We start from the raw sequence: 22,004 nt of genomic DNA on the forward strand, positions 1-22,004 counted from the left end.
TTCTCGGTCAGCTTTCGGTGGCCCGTCCCCGACGACCCGGTCCGGTACCGCACGCGAAAACGGCGCCGGCATGGTTTGGCACCGGTCCCCACGAGGGGAGGGACCGGAGCCAAACCATGCCGACGCGCACGGGTGGACGACGCGGCCTGGCCGTCAGTCCCCGGCGGCCGACCGGCGTGCGGGCGGGACCAGCAGATCGCGCTCCGGGTGCTTCTCCCCGGTGACGCCGCCCCGGATGCCGAGATCGGCCCTGGCGTCCTCGTGGAAGGCGTTGATGGCGCGGAACGCCGCCCGGTGCCGCTCCCGCCACTCCTCCAGGCTGCCCTCTATACGGCCGGTCGCCTGCCAGTCGATCTCGGCGAGCACCACGTTCAGCTCGTGCCCGGATTCGATGGCCTCGTCGCCGCCGAGCAGCATGACCCGCTCGAAGGCCGCGCCCCAGCGCAGGGTCGCCCCGGCCAGGTCCTCGCGCAGCTCCTCCTCGCTCCGGTGGCTCTCGCGCAGCCCCTCCCGCACCTCGTACAGCGGCACGGACGCGGCGATCCTCATCTTGGCGGCGTCCACGTACTCCCCGTAGGCGTCGACCTTCTTGTCGTCCCACCGCGTGAGCAGCCGGTGGCGGTTCCTGCTCCGCTCCATCAGGTGATTCGTGACGTGTGTGGTCAGCGCGCCGAGCAGTACGGCCGCGATCGTCACGAGTTGCTCGCCGGTCCCCAAACCGTCCCCCAGTCACAACTCCGCGCTGCGTACCGCGCGTTCCGCACTCCGCAGGTGTGTGCGGACGATCTTATGAGGACCGGGACGGACGGGCCAACAGGCGGGCGGGCAGGGCGGATTCAGTGGGCCCGTCCGTGGGCAGGCAGGTCGTGAAGGCCTCGAAACCGACCGCCGCTGGAGTGCGCATGAGGATCTCCGTCGACCCCGAGCAGTGTTACGGCTCCGGAGACTGCGTCCACCGGGCCCCCGCCGTCTTCACCCAGGTGGACGGCCTCGGCGCCGTCATACCCGGCCGGGAACACGACGTGGACGCCCCCCGGGTGCGCGAGGCGGCCGAGGGGTGCCCGTCCGCCGCGATCACCATCACGCTCACGGAAGCGGAAGGGGCCCGGGGCTGAGTACCCGGGGCGAGCCGGGCGCCGCCGTCGCCGAGGCCCTGGCCGGGCTCGCCGCCCGGTACGTGCGCAACGGCCCCGGCACCTTCGGCAAGGCCGCGCTCGCCACGCGCTGGCTGAACCGGCGGCTGCGCGAGCACCCTCGCCGGGCGGTCGTCGAAGCGCGTTCCGGTGATCTGTTCGCCGTGGACACGCAGGACCTCATCCAGCGGTACCTGTACCTGTTCGGCGCCTGGGAGCCGCACCTGGCGGGCTGGCTGCGGCGCAGGCTGCGGCCGGGGGACGGCTTCGTGGACGTGGGGGCCAACATCGGCGTCTTCAGCGTCCTGGCCGCCCGGCTCGTCGGTGACGGGGGCCGGGTGGTGGCGATCGAGGCGTCGCCCGACCTCCACCGCCACCTGGTACGGAACGTCCGGCTCAACGCCCTCGGCAACGTCCGCGCGCTCAACGCCGCCGTCTCGGACCGCGCCAGGACGCTGACCTTCGCGCTCGCCAGCTCACGGAACACGGGGGCGAACAGCATCGTCCCGTACGACGGCCCGGTGGAGTCCAGCTTCCGGGCGCGGGCCCAACCGCTGCCGGAACTCCTCGACGCGGCGGAGACCGCGGCGGCCCGGGTGATCAAGATCGACGTCGAGGGCGCCGAGGGGAGCGTCGTGCGCGGTCTCGCGCCGATGCTGGGGGCTCTGCGGCCCGACGCGGAGATCACGGTCGAGGTGTCGCCCGAGCGCATGGCCCGGCTCGGGGACCGTGTCGACGACCTGCTGGCGGTGATGCGGGACGCCGGGTTCCACGTCTACCGCCTGGCCAACGACTACGCGCCCGGCAGCTACCCCCCGGCGCTGAGCGGTGGGCCCCGGGCGCCCGTCCGCCTGCGCGGGCCGGTGACCGAGGAGAGCGACCTGATCTTCTCGAGGGTGGACGCCGAGCGGCTGCCCTGACCGCCGGGCGCCGCTCCCGTCTGCCTCAGGGGCGCTCGCGCGGGTCGCCGGAGCGGTCGGAGTCGCCGGAGCGGTCGGAGCCCCAGGAGCCGTTGGATTGCTCGGCGCCCTCCGGCAGGCGCCACCCGAAGGACGCCAGAGCGCGCGCCCTGGCCTCCACCACCGCCATCCGCGCGTCGCGTTCCGCGGGGTCCGCGTGGGCCGCCTGGCCGGTCTCCTGGCCCTCCCACTTGCGGTAGAGAAGGCCGACCTCCGCCGAGAACCAGCCCCGGCTCACGCCGCCCAGCGCCAGCAGCAGGCCGGTGTCCTCGGAGGCCGGCAGGGCCATCCAGCCGCCGAGGGCGAGCAGCAGGTCGCGCCGGACGAAGAGGGTCGCCGGGTGGACCTGGGCGCGGAAGCCGTTCGCCTTCCAGAAGTCGAGCACCGCCCCGCGCTCGACCGGCCCGTGCGCCGGGTCGCCGGGGAAACCGGCCGTCGAACCGTCGGGCAGCAGGTCCAGGACCCGCGAGGTCGCCCACCCGATCGACGGGTCGGCCTCCAGGGCGGCCAGGTCGCGGGCCAGGGTGCCCGGAGTGAGCCGGTCGTCGGCGTCCAGGACCTTCACGTACACGCCGTCCGCGTGGGCCAGGGCCATCGTGCGCGCCACCCCGGGCCCGCCCTGCCGGCCGGGGCGGCCCTGCCGGAACACGACCCGCGGGTCGTCGGGCACGTACGGCCGGACGTCCCGGGTACGGCCGTCCTCCTGGATCACCCATCGCCACTCCCAGCCGTCGGGCAGTTCCTGGGCGCACAGCGAGGCGTAGGCCTCGGGGAGGAAGGGGGCGGAGGGGCCGTGGACGGCCGTGACGACGGTGACGCGCCGGTTCACGACGGCACTCACCACCTTTCCAGACGGGTCGTGAAGAGCAGTTCGGTGCGGTCGCCGGGCAGCGTGACGTCGGAGACGTCGACCACCCGGCCGTCGGTGTCGTACGAGGTCTTGCGGAGCAGGATCACCGAGGTGCCCGGCGGCAGGTCCAGGGCCGCGGCCTCCTCCGGTGTCGGCGGGCGGGCGGTCAGGCGCTCCTCCACGCGGTCCAGCTCGATGCCCACGGTGCTGAGCTGGTGCTGGGTGCCGCCCGGCCAGGGCTCGTTGGCCGCGTCCAGGAGGTCGGGGTTGGCCGCGATCATGTCGCGTACGAGGTAGGACGTCACGAGGTTGAACGGGGCGGGCTCGGCCGAGTACCGCGTCCGGTAGCCGCGTTGGAGGAGCACGGTGCCCTCCGGGACGCCGAAGGCCTCGGCCAGTTCCGCGGACGCCTTCCGCTCGCGGTACTCCGCGTGGAAGACGAGGTCGTCGGCCCGTAGGCCGGTGTCGCGCTCCGTGGCGCCCGTCTCGGCCCGCGTGGCCAGTGGGCGCCGGGCCCGGTCCTTCTCCCACTGGTGCCGGAGGTTGTCCCGCACCGCCGGGGTGCGGGGCCGGCGGACGAAGGTGCCGAGGCCGTGCCGCTTGTCGATCAGGCCCTCGTCGCTCAGCAGCCGGAGCGCGTTCTGCACGGTCGGCACGCTGCGCCGGTAGTGGTGGGCGAGGTCGGCCTCCGAGGGCAGCCGGTCGCCGGGGCGCCGCTCACCCGCGCGGATGGAGCGGCGCAGATCGTCCGCGATCACTTCGTAGGCCTTGGGCATGGCCGCAGGCTACAACTCCTCAAGAGGTCTTGAGGAGTTGAGGGGGCTGGGAGCCCTGATTGATCCGGTATCGCCATGTTTCCGCACACACGGCGGCGGCCCGGCTGCTCTGTCGAGCGGCCGGGCCGTTTCTCGCGTGTGGTGCCTACGCAGATCGCCGTGACGTCGGGGTCGGGGGTGGTGCGGGCCGCTCAGCGCTGGAGCGGGATGGTGTGCCGGGCGCGGGGCTCGTCGGCGGTGTCGTCGCAGCGGAGGTCGGTGGCCGTGGCCGTGGTCGTGGTGGTGGGGCCGGCTGCGGCCTGGGCGGTGGACGTGGTGCCGGCGAGCGGGCGGTGGCGGCAACTCGGGGCCGTGCCGTGGGCCTCGGCGCGGATGCGCTGCTTCATCGTGGGGGGCAGGGAACCGGTTCGGGACCAGGACCAGGGAAGTGCGGCCGCGGGTGCCGCCTCGGGGGAGGCGCTCTCGGTGTTGCTGTGCGTTCCGGTCTGCGGTACGGCCGCGGCGGCCGTCGTCGTGATGAGTCCGAGCGCCGTGCACAGCGCGAGGAAAGCGGTGACGATGGTGGTCCAGAGCGTCAGGACCTTGTTCCGGGCCATGGCCCCTCACTTTCGGGTTGGGCGATTTGCGTACTTTCCTCATGATGTGTATGAGGGCCGCGAAGTGGTGGACCGACGCCCGTGGCGCGTCGATGTTCAGATGAACACCACCCGAATAGCCGCAAGAGGCTGGAAAAGGTGCCGAGACGGGAGGGAGGCGGGCAAAAGTCACCGCCCGTGAGGGTGTGATCACCCTCCGATCAGAATGGGTTCGTCCGCTTCTAAAGGGCTCGGGCGACGGGCAGTTGACCGCCGACGCAGGTCACCGATCGGTATCGGCCGGTGTGTATAGTCGGGCGCCAGAAGTCCCCAACGTCAAGGAAAGACGAGGTCGCGCGGTGAAGAAGCTTCTCCTGGTCGCACTGGCCGCCATCGGCGGGCTCCTCGTGTACCGCCAGATCCAGGCGGATCGCGCCGAGCAGGATCTGTGGACGGAGGCGACTGACTCCGTGCCCACGGGTTCGTGAGAACGACCGACATCCGGTCCTGAGCAGGCCCCGGCCGTCAAACGGTCGGGGTTTTGTGTTGCCCCGACGGGGCACGGTCCGCTGGGGGCGGGCGGCTACGGCGCCGGTGAGTGCGAGGGGTGGCGGGTCATGGGACGGTGGTGTACGGCTCGGCGGCGCGCGGGAACGGGGCGGGCGCGGCCGACGGTGACGGTACGGCCGACGGCGTCCGGGCGGGTGGCCGTGGTGGCCGCCGTACTGGCACTGGCCACGACCGCCGCCCTGCCCGGGGCCACCGCCGTTGCGGCCGGTGAGTTCGGCTCGGCCGGTGCGACCGCCGGGTACGACTTCGCCGGTGACGCCGTGCGGATCGCGGGCGCGGGTGCCCCCGCAGGCGCCGAACCGCTGGAGGCCGGCTCCACATACCGCAGTGCCCTGCCGAGGAACGGCGTCCTCTATTACCGCCTCGAACTCGACGACGCCTCCGACGCCTACGTCTCCGTCACCGCCGTACCCGGCGCCGACGGCGAGGTCACCGCTGTCGACGGCATCCGGGTCTCCGTGCAGGACGCCGACGGCGGCTCGTGCTCCGTGCAGAGCGCGACCTTCGGCGCCGCCCGCAGCCCCCGCCCGGTCACCGCGTGGGGCATGCGCGAGATCGACTCCGGCGCCAGTAGGTGCCAGGACCCCGGCACCTACTACGTCGGCGTCGAGCGGACCCGGCCCCAGGACTCCCCGCCGGACGACTGGGACCTGGAGCTCACCGCCGCCACCGAACCCCGCCCGCGCCAGGCCGGTGCCACCGAGGCGCCCGAGACCTGGGACTCCGCCTCGCCCGAACCGCTCGCCGGTGAGCCGGAACGCCGGGCGGGCGGCAACGGCTTCGCCCACGCCACCCCCGTCGGGCAGGGCGTCTGGCGTGACGACATCCGGCCCGGGGAGACCCTCTACTACAAGGTGCCGGTCGACTGGGGCCGCCAGGTGTACGCCGGCGCCGAACTCGCCGGTTCCGCGGACGCCTCCGGCTATGCCACCGGGGCCCTGCGTCTGGCCCTCCACAACCCCGTCCGCGGCGAGGTCGACGCCGCCGCCAGGGGCTACACCGGGCGCCGGACCACCGTCGGCCTCGCCCCCCTGCCGCCCGTGGCGTACCCCAACCGGTACGCCACCGCCGGACAGGTCGGCGCGCTGCGGTTCGCCGGGGACTACTACGTCGTGGTCCACCTCGCGGCCCAGGTCGCCGACGACTTCGGCCAGGGCCCGTTCGGACTGACGCTGCGCCTGCGACTGGGGGGAACGGCGGGCACCGGCCCCGACTACGCGGGGGAGTCCCGGCCGAGGGGCCTCTTCGAGGTCTCCGCACAGGACCGTGCGGCCGCGCCGGGGAGCGCGCCCCCGGACGACGACCTCACCATGAAGGCGGTCGCCGTCGGCGGGATCGGCACCGGCAGCCTGCTGCTCCTCGGCCTCGGCGTGTGGACGGCGGCGGCCCGGCGCAGGGCCTGAGCCCCTTCCGGCGCCGGGCTCAGATACGGGTCAGCGCCCAGAAACCGACGGCGTAGCAGGCCAGCGCGAGCAGCAGCAGCGGCAGGGCCACCCGGGCCGGCGGACCGGGACGGCGGCGCCGCCGTGCCCCACGGTGCTGGGCGGGAGGTGCGGACCGCGGGTTCCGGGCGGTGTACGCGGCGGTGGGGACGTCGGCGCGCTGCGGCGGGGAGGGCGTGAGGGCCCGGGCGGGAAGCGGCAGGTGCTGTGGTGCGCCCGTGAACGCCGGTTGTTGCGCGGGCGGTTGCGCCGCGTCGGCCGTCGAAGCCGACGCGGCGGTGTCGGCCGGGCGTGGGGGCGGCAGGCGGAAACTGCCGGTCTCCGACATGTCACCCGCCCGCCGTGTGCCGTCCGTGGCCGACCGTGCCGTCCCGGGCACCGACGGCGGCGCGGTGGGGACGGAGGGTGTCCAGCCCTGGCCGGCCGGGGAGGGCGTGTGCCCGGTCGCCGTCGACGGTGCGCCGGGTGGTGTGGACGCCGGTGCCGAGGCCGCGCCCGGCATGGCGGGGGACGGCCGGTGCCGGTCGGCCTGCGGGCCGGCCGGTGGCGTGGGGGGTGTGCGGTCGGGGGTCGGGGTCGGGGACGGCCCGGGCGGGGGCGTGGTCGGCCAAGGGGGCGCCGGCGGCGTGGCGTGCGGCGACGGGGTCACGCCTGGAGGGCGTCGTCGCGGGTCCGTCGGTACGTCGTCCACACCGGAGGCCCGCTTGAGCGGGCCCGCGGGGCCGAACCCCGTGGGCAGCGGGCCCACTTGGTCGAAGATCTCGATCAGTTCGTCGTCGGGCCCGGGCTCCGGCAGCAGTTCCACCGCCGCGGCCAGCGCCTTGCGCGCCCCCGTCGCGGTACGGAACCTCGCCGACGGATCCGGTTGCAGCAGCGTCGCCACGACCTGCCACAACGGCTCGGGTATCCCCCGCGGCGCGGGCGGCGTACCGTGCTCGGCGAAGTGCTGCACGAGTGCCCTGGCGTCCGGCTTGGCCCCCTCCAGCAGATACAGGGCGACCAGACCCACCGCGAACAGGTCCGCCGGGAAGTCCGGCTCCGCCCCCATCATCTGCTCCGGGGCGAGATAACCCGGCGTCCCCACCACGAGGTCGGTCTCCGTCAGCCGGGGCTCACCCAGCCGCATCGCGATGCCGAAGTCGGACAGCCTGAGGCGCGGACGGCCCGTCCCCGTCGCCTCGAGGAGCAGGTTGGCGGGCTTGATGTCCCGGTGCACCACGCCCTCCCCGTGCACCGCGGCCAGCCCCGACAGGAGCTGGTCGAGCACCGTGCACACGAAATCGGGCGGCAGGGGCCCGTAGTCCCCGACCAGGTGGACCAGCGAGCCACCCGTGACCAGGTCCATCGTGAACAGGACCTGGTCGTCGTCGGCGGCCCAGCTCGCGGGCGCCAGCACATGGGGATGATCGATCCGCAGCGCCTGCTCACGGACGAACCGCAGCAGCGAGTGCGCGTCCCGCTGCTGAAGCACTTTCGCGGCCACATAACGCCTGCGCCGGTGGTCCCAGGCACGCCAGACGGCACCCACCCCGCCCCGGCCGATCGGGTCGACCAGCTCGTACCGGCCCGCGAAGACCTCACCCATGGCTGTGCGCCGCTCCTCCCCTGGGACCTGTCGCGCCACTCCCGCCGGCCCGGCCGCCGACCCCCTCGGCGACCGGGACCGCGGGATCAGTTCTGGTGGGACTGGTAGTGCGCGACCGCGTCCGAGGTGCGGCCCGCGCCGTACACCCGCAGGAACTCCGCCAGCTCGGGGTGCGAGGAGGAGAGGGAGTCCGCCGCGTCGATGATGTCCCCGGCGGCCGCCACCGAGCGCAGCAGCGACTGGATCTCCCGGACCACCCGCTTGACCGTGGGCGCCCCCGAACTACCGGTGGACGTCGTGGTGTTGCTGAGCACCGAGCCCCCCTGCGACTTCTTGATCTCGTCCATGCGCTCGGTGGCCTCGGCCGCGCTCACACTGCCGTCGGCGACCTGCCCCGCCAGGTCCTGCAGCAGCTGCACCCGCTGGACCACCGCGGGATTGCCGATCTTCGCCCGCTGGCCGCTCATCAGCTGCGACAGCATCGGTGCGGACAGCCCCAGCACCCCCGCGAGACGAGCCTGGTTGAGACCGAGATCGTCGATAAGCCTGCGGAAGAGCGCCCCCAGCGGCTCCCCGTACCAGTTCCGCTGCAGTTCCCGCGCTCTTGCGGTGGCTTCCTGCTGTGCGGCGTCCATTGCGTCTCCCCATCGCTTCCCCAAAAACCGCAGTTCGCTCCAGCGAACCACGCCGAGCATCTTACGGAGCGTGGTCGTTCCCCGGGACCCCCAATCATTTGTGAGATACGGGGGGCGACCCGGTACTCTTGTCCGCGGCACCCGACGGTCCGCGACACCAGGACCGGCGACGCCTCCGAGGGGCCTTAGCTCAGTTGGTAGAGCGCTGTCTTTGCATGGCAGATGTCAGGGGTTCGACTCCCCTAGGCTCCACCCTCAAGACGCCTCCGACCTGCGGAAACCCAGGTCGGAGGCGCTCTGTTCTCTCCAGGCGGGCCGCAGTGGCCAGGCCCTCCGGGGCCCCGGCGGACGGAGACGTTGCTCACCGTCGTCACCTCCACACCGTGCCCGACACCGCCCGCACGGACCGGGTGATCACCAACAAGCGCAGGGAAAGGGCCAGTTGACCACGTGGAACATCGCTCCGGTGCCCGCGCCGGCACCGGAACGGGCTCACGGACGGGCCTCTCTCGGCGCCCGGGCGGCGCTGTCCGCTCTTGATATCGTCACCCCACAGGGCACCAGCGCCACACCCCCGCGGGGCGGTGCCAGGTGGCTCGTCGCCGTCGGAGCCGTCCGATCGCTACCGACGAGGTGGAAGGGATAGACCATGCGGGCGAAGGTACGAGCCGCTCTTGACGCGCTCTACATGAAGCGGCTGGTCAGGGAGTTGGAAGGACGCCCACGCCCCCAGCACATCGGCATCATGCTCGACGGCAACCGCCGGTGGGCCAAGATGTCGGGCATCGACGACCCCCGCGAGGGCTACCGGGCCGGCGGCGCGAAGGTGCTGGACTTCCTGCGCTGGTGCGACTCCGCACAGATCGAGCACGTCACCCTGTTCATGCTCTCCGACGACAACCTCCACCGGCCCGAAGAGCAGCTGAACCCGCTGATCGACATCATCGCCGAGGTAGTCGAGCAGCTGGCCGCGCCGGGCAACCCCTGGCCCGTCGAAGCCGTCGGCGCCCTGGACCTGCTGCCTGCCGAGTCCGCGAGCCGCCTCAAGACCGCCACCGCCGCCACCCAGGGCCGCAAGGGCGGCACCAAGGTCGACGTCGCCGTGGGCTACGGAGGCAGGCGCGAGATCGTCGACGCCGTGCGCTCCGCCCTGATGGAGCACAGCTCCCAGGGCGGCGACATCGACGAGTTCATCGAGACCTTCACCATGGAGCACATCTCCAAGCACCTGTACTCCAAGACACGGTCCGAGTCCGACCTCATCATCCGCACCTCCGGCGAGCAGCGGCTCTCCGGGTTCCTGCTCTGGCAGTCCGCCTACGCCGAGGTCCACTTCTGCGAGACCTACTGGCCGGACTTCCGCGAGATCGACTTCCTGCGGGCCCTGCGCTCCTACTCCCTCCGGGAACGCCGCTACGGCCGCTGAGCACCGTTCGTTTCACGTGAAACATCACCGCCGCGGGGCGGGAGACCACTGGTCTCCCGCCCCGCGGCGGTGAGGAGACGACAGGCAGGCGTCCGACGCCGTGACGGCGAGCGAGGGTCAGCGGGGCTCGTCGCCCTCCGCCGCCTCCTCCTGGGCCTGCTTGGCCTGCACCTCGGGATCGAGGATCGCCTCGCCGGTACCGTCCACCGACGTCAGCCGGCCCGACTCGGGAACCTCCGTCGCCTCCGGCGGCTCCACCAGCCAGTCCGGGTTGGCCTGCTTGTCCCACCACTTCCACGCGGCGAAGGCGCCGCCCGCGACGATGCCGACCACCGCGAGGACCTTGGCGACCCGACCGGCCTTGGCCCGTCGCTGGTGCTTGCGCGTCAGCCGCTGGATCTCCTTCGCCGTGACCTGACCACGCAGCGCGGCCAGCGCGGCCGCACCACGCGCCGTGGCCTCGTCGCGCACGGGACCGGCCGCGGCCACCGCCTGCTCAATCCTCGGTCGTGAATAGTCGGCCGCCTGCCGAGCGGCCAGACGCGTACGGACCGCGGCCTCCTGCGCGGCCGCGTCCATCTTCGGCGGCACATGCGTACGGGCCTGCTCCAGCCGCGGCGCGACATGCGCGCCGTACTGAAGACGGGCCTGGTCTGCGGCCTGCGACACCTTGGGCGCCAGCCGTACGCGCGCCTCCTGTGCATAGTGAGCGGCCCTGTCCTTGGCCGTGTCGGCGTAGGGCGCCACCACTTCCGCGGCGTGCAGCACGCTGTCCTTCGCCGAACCGGTCGCGGCGCGCACGCTGTCGATGCGGGTCACGGGTTCCTCCTCCTCGGTGGCGTACGGTAATTCGACTTTCCACCCTTTTACGGATCATGCCTGGGGACGCACCACCAGGCATGTGAGGGCGGGCATCCGGGTCACGGACGATGCGGCCGCGCCCTCTGGGACAACTGGTGATGAAGTTGCGAACAAGAGCTGATCGACATCAAAAGCGGATGAATACCGGGCAACACACGCCTGCCCACGACCATGCCACGGATCGGCGTCCCACGCTCGTGACCCAGCGGGATGAGCGACGAACGCGCCCCCGACCGTGCGAGTATCGATGCGCACAACAGGACGAGGGAAGGCACATCGTGGCCGAGCAGCTCTACGCCACCCTGAAGACCGGCCAAGGTGACATCGAGGTCCGGCTGCTGCCGAACCATGCGCCCAGGACCGTCAAGAACTTCGTCGAGCTGGCCCGCGGCGAACGGGAGTGGACCCACCCCGCCACCGGCGAGACGTCCATGGCCAGGCTCTACGACGGCACCGTCTTCCACCGGGTCCTCAGCGGCTTCATGATCCAGGGCGGCGATCCGCTGGGCAACGGCACCGGCGACCCGGGTTACCAGTTCCCGGACGAGTTCCACCCCGACCTCGCCTTCGACAGGCCCTATCTGATGGCCATGGCCAACGCCGGTCCCGGCACCAACGGCTCGCAGTTCTTCATCACCGTCTCCCCGACGACCTGGCTCAACCGCAAGCACACGATCTTCGGCGAAGTGACCGACGCGGCCAGCCAGAAGGTCGTCGACGCCATCGCCGCCGCCCCGGCCAACCCCCGCACCGAGCGCCCCCTCACCGACATCGTCCTCGAGTCGGTCGTCATCGAAACGCGGAACGCCTGACGCACCCGCGCACCGGGCAGGAACCAAACGCCCCGCCCATCCGTAGAGAAGGGCGGGGCGGTGCATCTGCACACACCGCCCGCAGGGACGACCGAGGGGATGCCATGGACCACGCGGCCGCCGGCCGACCGGACGCCCAGAGCCTGCCCGGTTGCTATCGCCACCCCGACCGCGAGACCGGCATCCGCTGCACCCGCTGCGAGCGCCCCATCTGCACGGACTGCATGGTCAACGCCTCCGTCGGCTTCCACTGCCCCGACTGCGCCGCGGGCCGCACCCCCGGGGGCGGTGGACCGGCCCCGAGTGCCGCTCGCCCCCGCACCCTCGCGGGTGGGACGGTCGCGGCCGACCCCCACCTCGTCACCAAGATCCTGATCGGGATCAACGTGGCGGTGTTCATCGCCGTCCAGGCGCTCCCGTCGTCCTTCCTCGGCGACATGGTGCTCATCGGACGCTGGCCCCCCGCCCCCTTCGTCCCGACCGAGGGCGTCGCGGAGGGCGAGTGGTACCGCCTGGTGACCACGATGTTCACCCACGAGGAGATCTGGCACATCGGCTTCAACATGATCAGCCTCTGGTTCCTCGGCGGCCCCCTGGAAGCGGCCCTCGGCAGAGCCCGCTACCTCGCGCTCTACCTCGTCTCCGGGCTCGCCGGCAGCGTCCTCGCCTACCTGCTCGCGTCACCCACCACGGCCACCCTCGGCGCCTCCGGCGCGATCTTCGGCCTCTTCGGCGCCACCGCCGCGCTCGTCCGCCGGCTCAACGCCGACATGCGGCCGGTCGTCATCCTGCTGGTGATCAGCCTGATCTTCACCTTCACCCGGAGCAACATCTCCTGGCAGGCCCACGTCGGCGGCCTCGTCGCGGGTGCCGTGATCGGCTACGCCATGCTCCACGCCCCGCGCGAACGGCGCACGCTCGTCCAGTACGGCACCTGTGCGCTGGTCCTCCTGGTCGTCGTCGGACTGACCCTGTTGAGGACGGTCCAGCTCACCTGAGCGCCCGTTGTCCACAGTAGGTGGCGGATCTTGTGCACAGCGTGCGGGAACATGTGTGCCCCCTGTCACTGACCAGTGTTTTCGCAGGTCAGGCAAGGGGCGAACATGCTTTCGGAACCTGGGTCCAGCCGGTACTTCGGTCACACTGGTGTCAATGTCCGGCAGGTTATCCACAGATCGTCTTTCTTTTTCCCCACCATGTGGACAGCGCCTGTGGATAACTCCGTGAATACCCCTGGGCAGAGCTACCGGGGAGTCGCCGCCGGGGCTACTTCCACTGCGTGGAGACGCCGAATCCCGCGGCGATGAAACCGAAGCCCACCACGATGTTCCAGTTGCCCAGGGAGTCGATCGGCAGCGAACCGTCGGTGACGTAGAAGACGACGATCCAGGCCAGGCCGATGACGAACATGGCCAGCATGACCGGCGCCACCCAGCCGCGGTTGGTCAGCTTGATGCTGGTCGCCTGCTTCGAGGGCGGCGGCGTGTAATCGGCCTTCTTGCGGATACGTGACTTCGGCACGAGGGTCTCTCCTGTCGATGCGCTGCGTGGCCGCGCAGGGAACGGGGCTCGGTCTCGGGGTGCGGCGTACATGGGGACAAGGGGACTCTGAGCGCTCCCCGGGCGTCCGTTAGCGTAGTCCTTCCGTGGCGCCGAAGGAGATAAGGGTACGTTGAGCAATTCTGCCGACTCCCCCGGGACCGGATCCAGCCCTGTCCGCCGGCGCCGTTTCCGGCCCGTGCGGGTACTCACCGCGGCCGTCTTCGCACTCGCGGGACTTATTTTCTTCACCAGCTTCAATACCGCGAAGGGCACCAATATCCGTACGGACGCCTCTTTGCTCAAGTTGTCCGATCTCATCCACGAGCGCAGCCGGGAGAACGGAGATCTGGAGGAGTCCAACGGGACCCTGCGCGAGGACGTCGAATCGCTCGCCGAGCGCGACGACGGCCGGACCAAGTCGGAGGACGACAAGCTCGCGGCGCTGGAGGAGAAGGCGGGCACGCAGAGGGTGAAGGGCGAGGCGATCACCGTCACGCTCGACGACGCCCCGCCGGACGCCACCGCGAAGCTCCCCGGCTATCCGGAACCCCAGCCCGACTACCTGGTGATCCACCAGCAGGATCTGCAGGCCGTGGTGAACGCGCTGTGGCAGGGCGGCGCGGACGGCATCAAGGTCATGGACCAGCGGCTGATCTCCACCAGCGCGGTGCGCTGCGTGGGCAACACCCTGATCCTCCAGGGCCGCGTCTACTCACCGCCGTACAAGATCCAGGCGGTCGGTGATCCGGAGCGGCTGAAGAAGGCGTTGGCGAAGTCACCGGCGATCCAGAACTACATGGTGTACGTCAACGTCTACGGGCTCGGCTGGAAGGTCGAGGACGACGGGCGGGTGACGCTGCCGGGCTACTCGGGCACGGCGGACCTGCACTATGCCCAGCCTGTGGATTAGGGCCGTTCCGCGGGGCCCGGCGCCGCTAGTCTGGTGCGGTACGGCGTGAGTCTGGCGCCGTGTGCGACGGAAGGGACGGCATGTACGGCTGGATCTGGCGGCATCTGCCGGGGAACGCGTGGGTGAAGGCGCTGCTCTCGCTCATGCTGGCGATGATCGTGGTCTACGTCCTCTTCCAGTACGTCTTCCCGTGGGCGGAACCGCTGCTCCCCTTCAACGATGTGACGGTGGACAACCAGTGAGCGCGCGCATCCTCGTCGTCGACAACTACGACAGCTTCGTCTTCAACCTGGTCCAGTACCTGTACCAACTCGGCGCCGAGTGCGAGGTGCTGCGCAACGACGAGGTGTCGACGGCCCACGCCCAGGACGGCTTCGACGGCGTACTGCTCTCGCCCGGCCCGGGTACGCCGGAGCAGGCCGGGGTCTGCGTCGAGATGGTGCGGCACTGCGCGGCGACCGGGGTGCCGGTCTTCGGCGTGTGCCTGGGCATGCAGTCGATGCAGGTGGCCTACGGCGGTGTGGTGGACCGGGCGCCGGAGCTGCTGCACGGCAAGACCTCGCCGGTCGAGCACACGGACAAGGGCGTCTTCGCGGGCCTGCCTTCGCCGTTCACCGCGACGCGGTACCACTCGCTGGCGGCGGAGCCGGCCACGGTGCCGGCGGAGCTGGAGGTGACGGCCCGTACGCCCGACGGGATCGTGATGGGCCTGCGTCACCGGGAACTGCTCGTCGAGGGCGTGCAGTTCCACCCGGAGTCGGTGCTGACCGAGCACGGGCACCGGATGCTGGCCAACTGGCTGGTGGAGTGCGGCGACCAGGACGCGGTGGCGAGGTCGGCGGGGCTCGCCCCGGTGGTGGGCAGGGCCACGGCGTGACCGCCCTGCGCCCCGAGCGCGACTCCGGCACGGCCGGTGACCAGGGATCCCCGTACGGGCAGCCGTACGGGGATTCCGGTGCGTTCGGGGAGCAGTACCGGCCGCCGCTCCTCGACGACGAGACGGTGGCGCTGCGGGTCCCGGAGCCCCCGGTGCGCCGGACGGCCGCCGAAAGCGGCTCCGCCGCCCCTGCTGGGGATGGCCCCGTGGGCGAGGGCCGCGCGGCCCGCAGGAAGGCCGCGAAACGGCGTCACGGGCGCCGTGGGGCGCCCAGGGGCCAGTCTCCGGAGCGGGATGCCGAGGAGGCCCCGAAGGCGCCCCTGTCGCGCGTGGAGGCCCGTCGGCAGGCCCGTGCGCGCAAGCCCGGCGCCGCGGTGATCGCCAGCCGGGCGATCGGTGAGATCTTCATCACGACCGGTGTGCTGATGCTGCTGTTCGTCACCTACCAGCTGTGGTGGACGAACGTGCGGGCGCACGCGCAGGCGGACCAGGCCGCGAGCAACCTCCAGGACGACTGGGCGAACGGCAGGCGCAATCCGGGATCGTTCGAACCGGGCCAGGGGTTCGCGCTGCTGCACATTCCCAAGCTGGACGTGGTGGTGCCCATCGCGGAGGGCATCAGCAGCAAGAAGGTGCTGGACCGGGGCATGGTCGGGCACTACGCGGAGGACGGGCTGAAGACGGCGATGCCGGACGCGAAGACGGGCAACTTCGGGCTGGCGGGGCACCGCAACACGCACGGCGAGCCGTTCCGGTACATCAACAAGCTGGAGCCGGGCGACCCGATCGTGGTGGAGACGCAGGACAAGTACTTCGTGTACAAGATGGCGTCGATCCTGCCGGTGACGTCGCCGAGCAACGTCAGTGTGCTGGAACCGGTCCCGAAGCAGTCCGGCTTCAAGGGACCCGGCCGCTACATCACCCTCACCACCTGCACGCCGGAGTTCACCAGCAAGTACCGCATGATCGTCTGGGGCAAGATGGTCGAGGAACGGCCGCGCAGCAAGGGCAAGCCGGATGCGCTCGTCAGTTAAGGGCGGATGACCAGTGGCAGCGACCACCGACACGGAGCACCAGGAGCACGCCGGCGAGGACGGTCCACCGGACACCGGGGCGGACCGCCGCGGGCGCGGACGCGGCCCCCGGCGGATCGTCGCGCAGGCGGTCAGCGTCTTCGGCGAGCTGCTCATCACCGCGGGTCTGGTGATGGGCCTGTTCGTCGTCTACTCGCTGTGGTGGACGAACGTGGTCGCCGACCGGGCGGCGGACAAGCAGGCGGAGAAGGTCCGGGACAACTGGGCCCAGGACCGGGTGGGCTCGGACGGCCCGGGGGCGCTGGACACCAAGGCGGGCATCGGCTTCCTGCACGTCCCGGCGATGGGCGAGGGCGACGTCCTGGTGGAGAAGGGCACGTCGATGAAGGTCCTCAACGACGGCGTGGCCGGCTACTACACCGACCCGGTCAAGGCGACGCTGCCCACCTCGGACAAGAAGGGCAACTTCTCGCTCGCCGCCCACCGCGACGGGCACGGCGCCAAGTTCCACAACATCGACAAGATCGAGAAGGGCGACCCGATCGTCTTCGAGACGAAGGACACCTGGTACGTGTACAAGGCGTACGCCGTCCTGCCCGAGACGTCGAAGTTCAACGTCGACGTCCTGGACGCGGTCCCCGGCGAGTCCGGCAAGAAGAAGGCCGGCCACTACATCACCCTGACGACCTGCACCCCGGTCTACACGAGCCGCTACCGCTACGTGGTGTGGGGCGAACTGGTTCGCACGCAGAAGGTGGACGAGGACCGGACGCCGCCGGAGGAACTGCGCTGAGGCCCACCGCACCGGCGCCGACGACGGAGCCCCGGTCCCCCCGCTGAGCTGGGGGGCCGGGGCTCCGGTCGTCCTGGCGGGCGGGTCAGTCCCGGCCTCCGGTGAGGCCGGCGATGACGCCGCCGCCATTGTTGCCGCCGCCGTTGTTGCCGCCGTTTCCGCCGTTGCCGCCCACCGTGGTGAGGGTGATCTGCGTGCCGGCCGGGTCGTCGACCTCGCTGTTGGCCGGCGGGTTCTGCCCTATGACGACCGCGTTGCCGTCGCTGGGACCGTTGACCTGGATGTTGGTGAAGCCGGCCTGCTGCAGGGTCTGCTGGGCCTGGGAGAGGGGCGTACCGAGCCTGATCTCGGGCACCTTCTTCTTCTCCACGGCCTTGCCGACCACGATCGTGACCTTCGAGCCCGGGTCGACCTGCTGGTTCGCCTGGGGTGTGGTGGAGATGACCTTGTCCACCTGGTTCGGGTCGTTGGTGGGCTGGTCGGTGCAGGTGGCGTCGAGGCCGTTGCTCTCCATCTGGGCCTTGGCCTCGTCACAGCTGCGCCCGACGACGTCCGGCACCGTGGCCTTCTCCTCGGCCTTGGCGACCTCCAGGGTCACCGTGGAGCCCTTCTCCAGCTCCTTGCCCGGGTCCGGGTCCTGGCTGAGCACCGTGCCCTCGTCCTGGGAGGACTCGGTCTGCTTGGTCTCGACCTTGAAGCCCTTGTCCTCGAGCTGCTGGGTGGCGTCGTCGACGTTCTTGTCGATGACGTTCGGGACGGCGACCTTGGGCGCGCCCGTGGAGACCACCAGGTTGACGGTGGACTGCTTGTCGACCGAGGTGCCCTGCTTGGGGTCCTGGTCGCAGACGCTGCCCTTCTTCTGGTCCTCGCAGGGCTTCTGCTCGACCGTGCCCAGCTTGAGGTCGGAGTTGGTGAGTAGTTGCTCGGCGTCGTCCTGCGTCTGACCGATCAGGGCGGGCACGTCGACCTTGCCGCCGCCCGGGTCCCCGCCCCCGCTGAAGGCGTACTTGCCGATCAGGATGGCGCCGACGAGGACGAGGATGCCGGCCAGGACCAGGAAGATCGTGGCCGTGTTCTTCTTGCGGGGCTGCTGGCGGCGCCGGTCGGGGCGGTCGTCGTAGCCGTAGCCGCCGTCGTCCGGGTTCATGGGCGGCAGCATGGTCGTGGCACCGGCACCCGCGTCGGAGCGCAGCGCGGTGGTCGGCTGGTCGTCGGGGTAGGCGCCGTAACCGCCGGCGGCCATGGCGCCCATCGCGGCGGTGGCGCCGACGGGCTGGCCGTCGAGGCATGCCTCGATGTCGGCGCGCATCTCGTCGGCCGACTGGTAGCGGTAGTCCGGGTCCTTGACCAGGGCCTTCAGCACGATCGCGTCCATCTCGGGCGTGATCTCGGGGTCGAAGACGCTCGGCGCCTGCGGTTCCTCGCGCACGTGCTGGTAGGCGACGGCCACCGGCGAGTCGCCGACGAACGGCGGACGCACCGTGAGCAGCTCGTAGAGCAGGCAGCCCGTGGAGTACAGGTCGGAGCGGGCGTCGACCTGCTCGCCCTTGGCCTGCTCCGGGGAGAGGTACTGGGCGGTGCCGATCACGGCGGCGGTCTGCGTCATCGTCATGCCGGAGTCGCCCATGGCGCGGGCGATGCCGAAGTCCATGACCTTGACCTGGCCGTTGCGGGTGAGCATGACGTTGGCCGGCTTGATGTCGCGGTGGACGATGCCGGCCCGGTGCGAGTACTCCAGCGCCTGGAGGATGCCGATGGTCATCTCCAGCGTCCGCTCCGGCAGCAGCTTGCGGCCGGAGTGGAGCAGCTCACGGAGCGTGGAGCCGTCGACGTACTCCATGACGATGTACGGGATCGACACGTTGTCGATGTAGTCCTCGCCCGTGTCGTAGACCGCCACGATCGCGGGGTGGTTGAGCGAGGCGGCCGACTGGGCCTCCCGGCGGAAGCGGGCCTGGAAGGACGGATCGCGCGCGAGGTCCGCGCGCAGCGTCTTCACCGCCACCTGGCGTCCGAGCCGGGTGTCATGAGCGTGGTAAACCTCCGCCATGCCACCACGGCCGAGCACCGGGCCCAGCTCGTACCGGCCGCCGAGGCGACGCGGCTCTTCCATGGTTACTACCAGCCCTCTCCGTCGGTCCCGACCGGCATGCTTGTACGGTCGGAGGCTGCCGTCCGGCCTACCGTACCCGGCTTGCTCCGGGCCCCTTGGCCGAGCCGGACAGCCGATACAGGACCGGTATCGCAACGTGCGCCGATGTGAAGGGGACGTGACCGGAGTCACGTCCCGTTCATGGCGCGGTCACTTCTTGCTGTCGATGACGGCCTCCATGACGTTCTTCGCGATCGGTGCCGCGAGGCCGCCGCCGGAGATGTCGTCGCGGCTGGCGTTCTCGTCCTCGATCACCACGGCCACGGCGACGGGCGAGCTGCCGTCGTCGGTCTTGGCGTACGAGATGAACCAGGCGTAGGGGTTCTCGCTGTTGTCGACGCCGTGCTGTGCGGTACCGGTCTTGCCACCCACCGTGACGCCGTCGATCTGGGCGTTGGTTCCCGTGCCGTCCTTGACGACGGTCTCCATCATGGACTGGAGGATCTGGGCGTTGTCCGCGGACAGCGGCTTGCTCATCTCCTCGGGGTCCGTCTTCTCGATGGTGTCGAGGTTGGGGGCCTGCAGCGCGTCGACCATGTACGGCTTCATCAGGGTGCCGTTGTTGGCGATGGCCGAGGTGACCATGGCCATCTGCAGCGGGGTGGCCGCGGTGTTGAACTGGCCGATGGAGGAGAGCGCGACCTGCGAGTCGTTCATGTCGTCGGAGAAGACCGAGGCGCTGGACCGGACGGGGACGAACTGCTCCTTGGTGAAGCCGAACTTCTTGGCCGTCTCGAGCATCTTGTCGTTGCCGAGGTCGTAGCCGATCTTGCCGAACACGGTGTTGCAGGAGACGCGCAGTGCCTCGCGGAGGGTGGCGTTCTCGCAGGGGAGGTCGCCCTCGTTCGGCAGGGGCGTGGTGGTGCCGGGCATGGTCCACGGCAGCGGGGAGTCGGTCTTCTCGTCGGCCGAGGTGTACTTGCCGTGCTCCAGTGCCGCCGCCGCCGTGACCACCTTGAAGGTGGAGCCGGGCGGGTAGGCCTCGCGCAGGGCGCGGTTGAGCATCGGGTCGTCGGGGTTGTTCTTCTTCTGGAGCCTGTTCCACGCCTCGCCGGCCGCGTCGTTGCTGCCCGCGATGGAGGTGGGGTCGTACGAGGGGTACGAGGCCATCGAGAGGATCTTGCCGGTGGACGGCTCGATCGCGACGACGGCGCCCTTGGCGCCCTGCTTCTTCAGACCGTTGTAGGCGGCCTTCTGGGCGGCGCTGTTGAGGGTGGTGACGACGTTGCCGCCCTCGCGCTTCTCGCCCGTGATCATGTCGAGGGTGTTGCGGAAGAAGAGCCGGTCGTCGTTGCCGGTGAGGATGCCGTCGTCGATGGACTCGAGCTGGGTGGCGCCGAAGGCCTGGGAGACGTAGCCGGTGACGGGCGCCCACATGGCGCCGTCCTTGTAGGTGCGCTTGTACTTGAAGTCGCCCTCGGTGGTGGCGTGTCCGGTGATGGCCTTGCCGTCGACGATGATGTCGCCGCGGGGGCTGGCGTACCGCTCGATGGCGACCCGGCGGTTGTGCTCGTCCTCCTTGAGCTCGTCGGCCTGGACGTACTGGAGCCAGTTGTCCCGGATGAGGAGGGTGAGGACGAGGAGGCCGCAGAAGATCGCGATCCGGCGCAGTGGCTTGTTCACGGTCGGACCACCTGGGTCATCTCGGCGTCGGGGTTGGCGGGCGCGGCGGGTGCCGGTCTGCGCGCGGTGTCGCTGATGCGCAGCAGAATGCCGATCAACGCCCAGTTGGCGATGACGGAGGAACCGCCGTAGGCCAGGAAGGGCATGGTCATACCGGTGAGCGGGATGAGACCCATGACACCGCCGGCGACGACGAAGACCTGGAGGGCGAAGGCGCCGGAGAGGCCGATGGCGAGGAGCTTGCCGAAGGGGTCGCGGGCGGCGAGGGCGGTGCGCACGCCGCGTTCCACGATCAAGGCGTAGAGCAGGAGCAGGGCCATCAGGCCGGCGAGGCCGAGTTCCTCGCCGAAGGTGGCGAGGATGAAGTCGGAGTTGGCGGCGAAGCGGATCAGCTCGGAGTGGCCCTGGCCCCAGCCGGTGCCGAGGGTGCCGCCGGAGCCGAAGGCCCACAGGGCCTGCATGGCCTGCTCGGAGTGGCCGACCTGGTTGGCGCGGGAGAGCATGAACTCCCGCATCGGGTCGAGCCAGGCGTCGACGCGCTGCTGGATGTGGGGCTCGAAGGTGGCCACGCCGACGGCGCCGACGGCGGACATCAGCATGCCGAAGACGATCCAGCTGGTCCGCTCGGTGGCGACGTACAGCATGATCACGAACATGCCGAAGAACAGCAGCGAGGTGCCGAGGTCGGTCTCGAAGACGAGGATGAGGATCGAGACGATCCAGACGACCAGGATGGGGCCGAGGTCGCGGCCACGGGGCAGGTAGAGGCCCATGAAGCGGCGGCTGGCCAGGGCGAGCGCGTCGCGCTTCACCATCAGGTAGCCGGCGAAGAAGATCGCGAGGACGATCTTGGCGAACTCGCCGGGCTGGATGGAGAAGGAGCCGACCTGGATCCAGATTTTGGCGCCGTAGATGTTCTTGCCGAGGCCCGGTACGAGCGGGAGCAGCAGCAGAAACAGGGCGCCGACCATGGAGATGTAGGTGTAGCGCTGCAGGACGCGGTGGTCCTTGAGGAAGACGAGTACGGCGACGAACAGGGCGATGCCCATCGCGGTGTAGATCAGCTGGCGGGGTGCGGCGGTGCCGGCCTGGTGGATGCTCTGGAGCAGCTCGGACTGGTCCAGGCGCCAGATGGCGACGAGTCCGAGGCCGTTGAGCAGGGTGGCCAGCGGCAGCAGCAGCGGGTCCGCGTACGGCGCGAACTTGCGTACGACGAGGTGGCCGACGCCGGCCAGCAGGCCGAGGCCGAAGCCGTAGCTCAACAGGCCCGCGGGCACCTCGTCGTTGATGGCCAGGCCCACGTTGGCGTAGGCGAAGACCGGGATCAGGACGGCGAACACGAGCAGAGCCAGCTCGGTGTTGCGCCGGCTCGGGGCGCCGATGGCGCCGATCGTGGACGTGTGGTGCGTCGACGGGTTGGTAGTACTGCTCATCGTGTGACAGGGCCTC

The 22,004-nt window shown here is 70.8% G+C and carries 23 protein-coding genes and 1 tRNA gene; 13 read left to right on the plus strand and 11 right to left on the minus strand.

Going from position 1 to position 22,004, the window contains the following annotated elements; all coding sequences use genetic code 11:
- Positions 1–153: 153 nt before the first annotated feature.
- Positions 154–696, minus strand: a complete 543-nt coding sequence (locus ACZ6IM_RS22270; protein ID WP_052836923.1) for a hypothetical protein — start codon at positions 694–696, stop codon at positions 154–156.
- Positions 697–902: 206 nt separating this feature from the next.
- Here ACZ6IM_RS22270 and ACZ6IM_RS22275 point away from each other — a divergent pair, with 206 nt between their 5' ends.
- On the plus strand, positions 903–1,115 hold the full coding sequence (locus ACZ6IM_RS22275) for a ferredoxin (RefSeq protein WP_052836746.1): 213 nt from the start codon (positions 903–905) through the stop codon (positions 1,113–1,115).
- A 62-nt stretch (positions 1,116–1,177) separates the two neighbouring features.
- Entirely contained in the window at positions 1,178–2,053 is an 876-nt protein-coding gene (locus ACZ6IM_RS22280) for an FkbM family methyltransferase (RefSeq protein ID WP_052836744.1), read from the plus strand.
- Positions 2,054–2,078: 25 nt separating this feature from the next.
- Here ACZ6IM_RS22280 and ACZ6IM_RS22285 read toward each other — a convergent pair whose 3' ends face one another.
- The 3 genes from ACZ6IM_RS22285 to ACZ6IM_RS22295 all read right to left on the minus strand — a co-directional run bounded on the left by ACZ6IM_RS22285 (position 2,079) and on the right by ACZ6IM_RS22295 (position 4,314).
- The gene (locus ACZ6IM_RS22285; protein ID WP_469558427.1) at positions 2,079–2,933 is read right to left on the minus strand and encodes a glycosyltransferase family 2 protein; all 855 of its coding nucleotides are present in this window, start codon (positions 2,931–2,933) and stop codon (positions 2,079–2,081) included.
- Positions 2,930–3,718, minus strand: coding sequence for a GntR family transcriptional regulator (locus tag ACZ6IM_RS22290; RefSeq protein ID WP_052836742.1), 789 nt, complete (start codon positions 3,716–3,718; stop codon positions 2,930–2,932). The genes ACZ6IM_RS22285 and ACZ6IM_RS22290 overlap by 4 nt, the downstream gene beginning before the upstream one ends.
- 191 nt (positions 3,719–3,909) lie before the next feature.
- The gene (locus ACZ6IM_RS22295) at positions 3,910–4,314 is read right to left on the minus strand and encodes a DUF6344 domain-containing protein (RefSeq protein ID WP_052836741.1); all 405 of its coding nucleotides are present in this window, start codon (positions 4,312–4,314) and stop codon (positions 3,910–3,912) included.
- Positions 4,315–4,652: 338 nt separating this feature from the next.
- Between ACZ6IM_RS22295 and ACZ6IM_RS22300 the strand changes: the two genes are divergently transcribed.
- Together ACZ6IM_RS22300 and ACZ6IM_RS22305 are read left to right on the plus strand one after the other, a co-directional pair.
- Entirely contained in the window at positions 4,653–4,781 is a 129-nt protein-coding gene (locus ACZ6IM_RS22300; protein WP_003999697.1) for a DLW-39 family protein, read from the plus strand.
- Positions 4,782–4,910: 129 nt separating this feature from the next.
- Positions 4,911–6,266 carry a hypothetical protein gene (locus ACZ6IM_RS22305; RefSeq protein WP_052836739.1) on the plus strand — a complete coding sequence of 452 codons (1,356 nt, stop codon included), beginning with the start codon at positions 4,911–4,913 and terminating at the stop codon, positions 6,264–6,266.
- Between the two features lie 19 nt (positions 6,267–6,285).
- On the opposite strand, the gene ACZ6IM_RS22310 is transcribed toward ACZ6IM_RS22305, so the two are convergent.
- Positions 6,286–7,890 (minus strand): serine/threonine-protein kinase, encoded by a 1,605-nt coding sequence (locus ACZ6IM_RS22310; protein WP_469558432.1) that lies wholly within the window; start codon positions 7,888–7,890, stop codon positions 6,286–6,288.
- 86 nt (positions 7,891–7,976) lie between these two features.
- On the minus strand, positions 7,977–8,525 hold the full coding sequence (locus tag ACZ6IM_RS22315; RefSeq protein ID WP_052836734.1) for a helix-turn-helix domain-containing protein: 549 nt from the start codon (positions 8,523–8,525) through the stop codon (positions 7,977–7,979).
- Between the two features lie 179 nt (positions 8,526–8,704).
- On the opposite strand from ACZ6IM_RS22315, the gene ACZ6IM_RS22320 reads away from it, so the two are divergent.
- Positions 8,705–8,777 (plus strand) — tRNA-Ala (locus ACZ6IM_RS22320).
- A 397-nt stretch (positions 8,778–9,174) separates the two neighbouring features.
- The gene (locus ACZ6IM_RS22325; protein ID WP_052836731.1) at positions 9,175–9,951 is read left to right on the plus strand and encodes an isoprenyl transferase; all 777 of its coding nucleotides are present in this window, start codon (positions 9,175–9,177) and stop codon (positions 9,949–9,951) included.
- A 117-nt stretch (positions 9,952–10,068) separates the two neighbouring features.
- Here ACZ6IM_RS22325 and ACZ6IM_RS22330 read toward each other — a convergent pair whose 3' ends face one another.
- A complete protein-coding gene (locus ACZ6IM_RS22330) occupies positions 10,069–10,770 on the minus strand; it encodes a DUF5324 family protein (RefSeq protein WP_052836729.1) in 702 nt (233 codons plus the stop codon).
- A gap of 320 nt (positions 10,771–11,090) precedes the next feature.
- On the opposite strand from ACZ6IM_RS22330, the gene ACZ6IM_RS22335 reads away from it, so the two are divergent.
- Positions 11,091–11,624, plus strand: a complete 534-nt coding sequence (locus ACZ6IM_RS22335; protein WP_469558438.1) for a peptidylprolyl isomerase — start codon at positions 11,091–11,093, stop codon at positions 11,622–11,624.
- A gap of 104 nt (positions 11,625–11,728) precedes the next feature.
- Positions 11,729–12,622, plus strand: a complete 894-nt coding sequence (locus tag ACZ6IM_RS22340) for a rhomboid family intramembrane serine protease (RefSeq protein ID WP_469558441.1) — start codon at positions 11,729–11,731, stop codon at positions 12,620–12,622.
- A gap of 268 nt (positions 12,623–12,890) precedes the next feature.
- On the opposite strand, the gene crgA is transcribed toward ACZ6IM_RS22340, so the two are convergent.
- Positions 12,891–13,145: a cell division protein CrgA gene (crgA, locus tag ACZ6IM_RS22345; protein ID WP_052836723.1), complete on the minus strand. Its 255-nt coding sequence runs from the start codon at positions 13,143–13,145 to the stop codon at positions 12,891–12,893.
- Between the two features lie 151 nt (positions 13,146–13,296).
- On the opposite strand from crgA, the gene ACZ6IM_RS22350 reads away from it, so the two are divergent.
- Genes ACZ6IM_RS22350 through ACZ6IM_RS22370 form a run of 5 tightly spaced genes read left to right on the plus strand, consistent with a single transcriptional unit; the run spans position 13,297 to position 16,780 of the window.
- Complete coding sequence (locus ACZ6IM_RS22350) at positions 13,297–14,076, plus strand: DUF881 domain-containing protein (protein WP_052836721.1); 780 nt, start codon at positions 13,297–13,299, stop codon at positions 14,074–14,076.
- 59 nt (positions 14,077–14,135) lie between these two features.
- The gene (locus ACZ6IM_RS22355; protein ID WP_469558690.1) at positions 14,136–14,318 is read left to right on the plus strand and encodes a hypothetical protein; all 183 of its coding nucleotides are present in this window, start codon (positions 14,136–14,138) and stop codon (positions 14,316–14,318) included.
- Positions 14,315–14,953: an aminodeoxychorismate/anthranilate synthase component II gene (locus ACZ6IM_RS22360; RefSeq protein WP_052836719.1), complete on the plus strand. Its 639-nt coding sequence runs from the start codon at positions 14,315–14,317 to the stop codon at positions 14,951–14,953. The genes ACZ6IM_RS22355 and ACZ6IM_RS22360 overlap by 4 nt, the downstream gene beginning before the upstream one ends.
- A complete protein-coding gene (locus tag ACZ6IM_RS22365) occupies positions 14,950–15,987 on the plus strand; it encodes a class E sortase (RefSeq protein ID WP_052836716.1) in 1,038 nt (345 codons plus the stop codon). Before ACZ6IM_RS22360 ends, ACZ6IM_RS22365 begins: the two co-directional genes overlap by 4 nt.
- A 13-nt stretch (positions 15,988–16,000) precedes the next feature.
- Complete coding sequence (locus tag ACZ6IM_RS22370; protein ID WP_052836715.1) at positions 16,001–16,780, plus strand: class E sortase; 780 nt, start codon at positions 16,001–16,003, stop codon at positions 16,778–16,780.
- Positions 16,781–16,865: 85 nt separating this feature from the next.
- On the opposite strand, the gene pknB is transcribed toward ACZ6IM_RS22370, so the two are convergent.
- The 3 genes from pknB to ACZ6IM_RS22385 all read right to left on the minus strand — a co-directional run bounded on the left by pknB (position 16,866) and on the right by ACZ6IM_RS22385 (position 21,988).
- Entirely contained in the window at positions 16,866–18,893 is a 2,028-nt protein-coding gene (gene pknB / locus ACZ6IM_RS22375; RefSeq protein WP_469558446.1) for a Stk1 family PASTA domain-containing Ser/Thr kinase, read from the minus strand.
- Positions 18,894–19,082: 189 nt separating this feature from the next.
- The gene (locus ACZ6IM_RS22380) at positions 19,083–20,555 is read right to left on the minus strand and encodes a peptidoglycan D,D-transpeptidase FtsI family protein (protein WP_052836711.1); all 1,473 of its coding nucleotides are present in this window, start codon (positions 20,553–20,555) and stop codon (positions 19,083–19,085) included.
- Entirely contained in the window at positions 20,552–21,988 is a 1,437-nt protein-coding gene (locus ACZ6IM_RS22385; RefSeq protein WP_052836709.1) for an FtsW/RodA/SpoVE family cell cycle protein, read from the minus strand. Before ACZ6IM_RS22385 ends, ACZ6IM_RS22380 begins: the two co-directional genes overlap by 4 nt.
- Between the last annotated feature and the right edge of the window lie 16 nt (positions 21,989–22,004).

This window comes from Streptomyces sp. NPDC042336 (assembly GCF_055581985.1).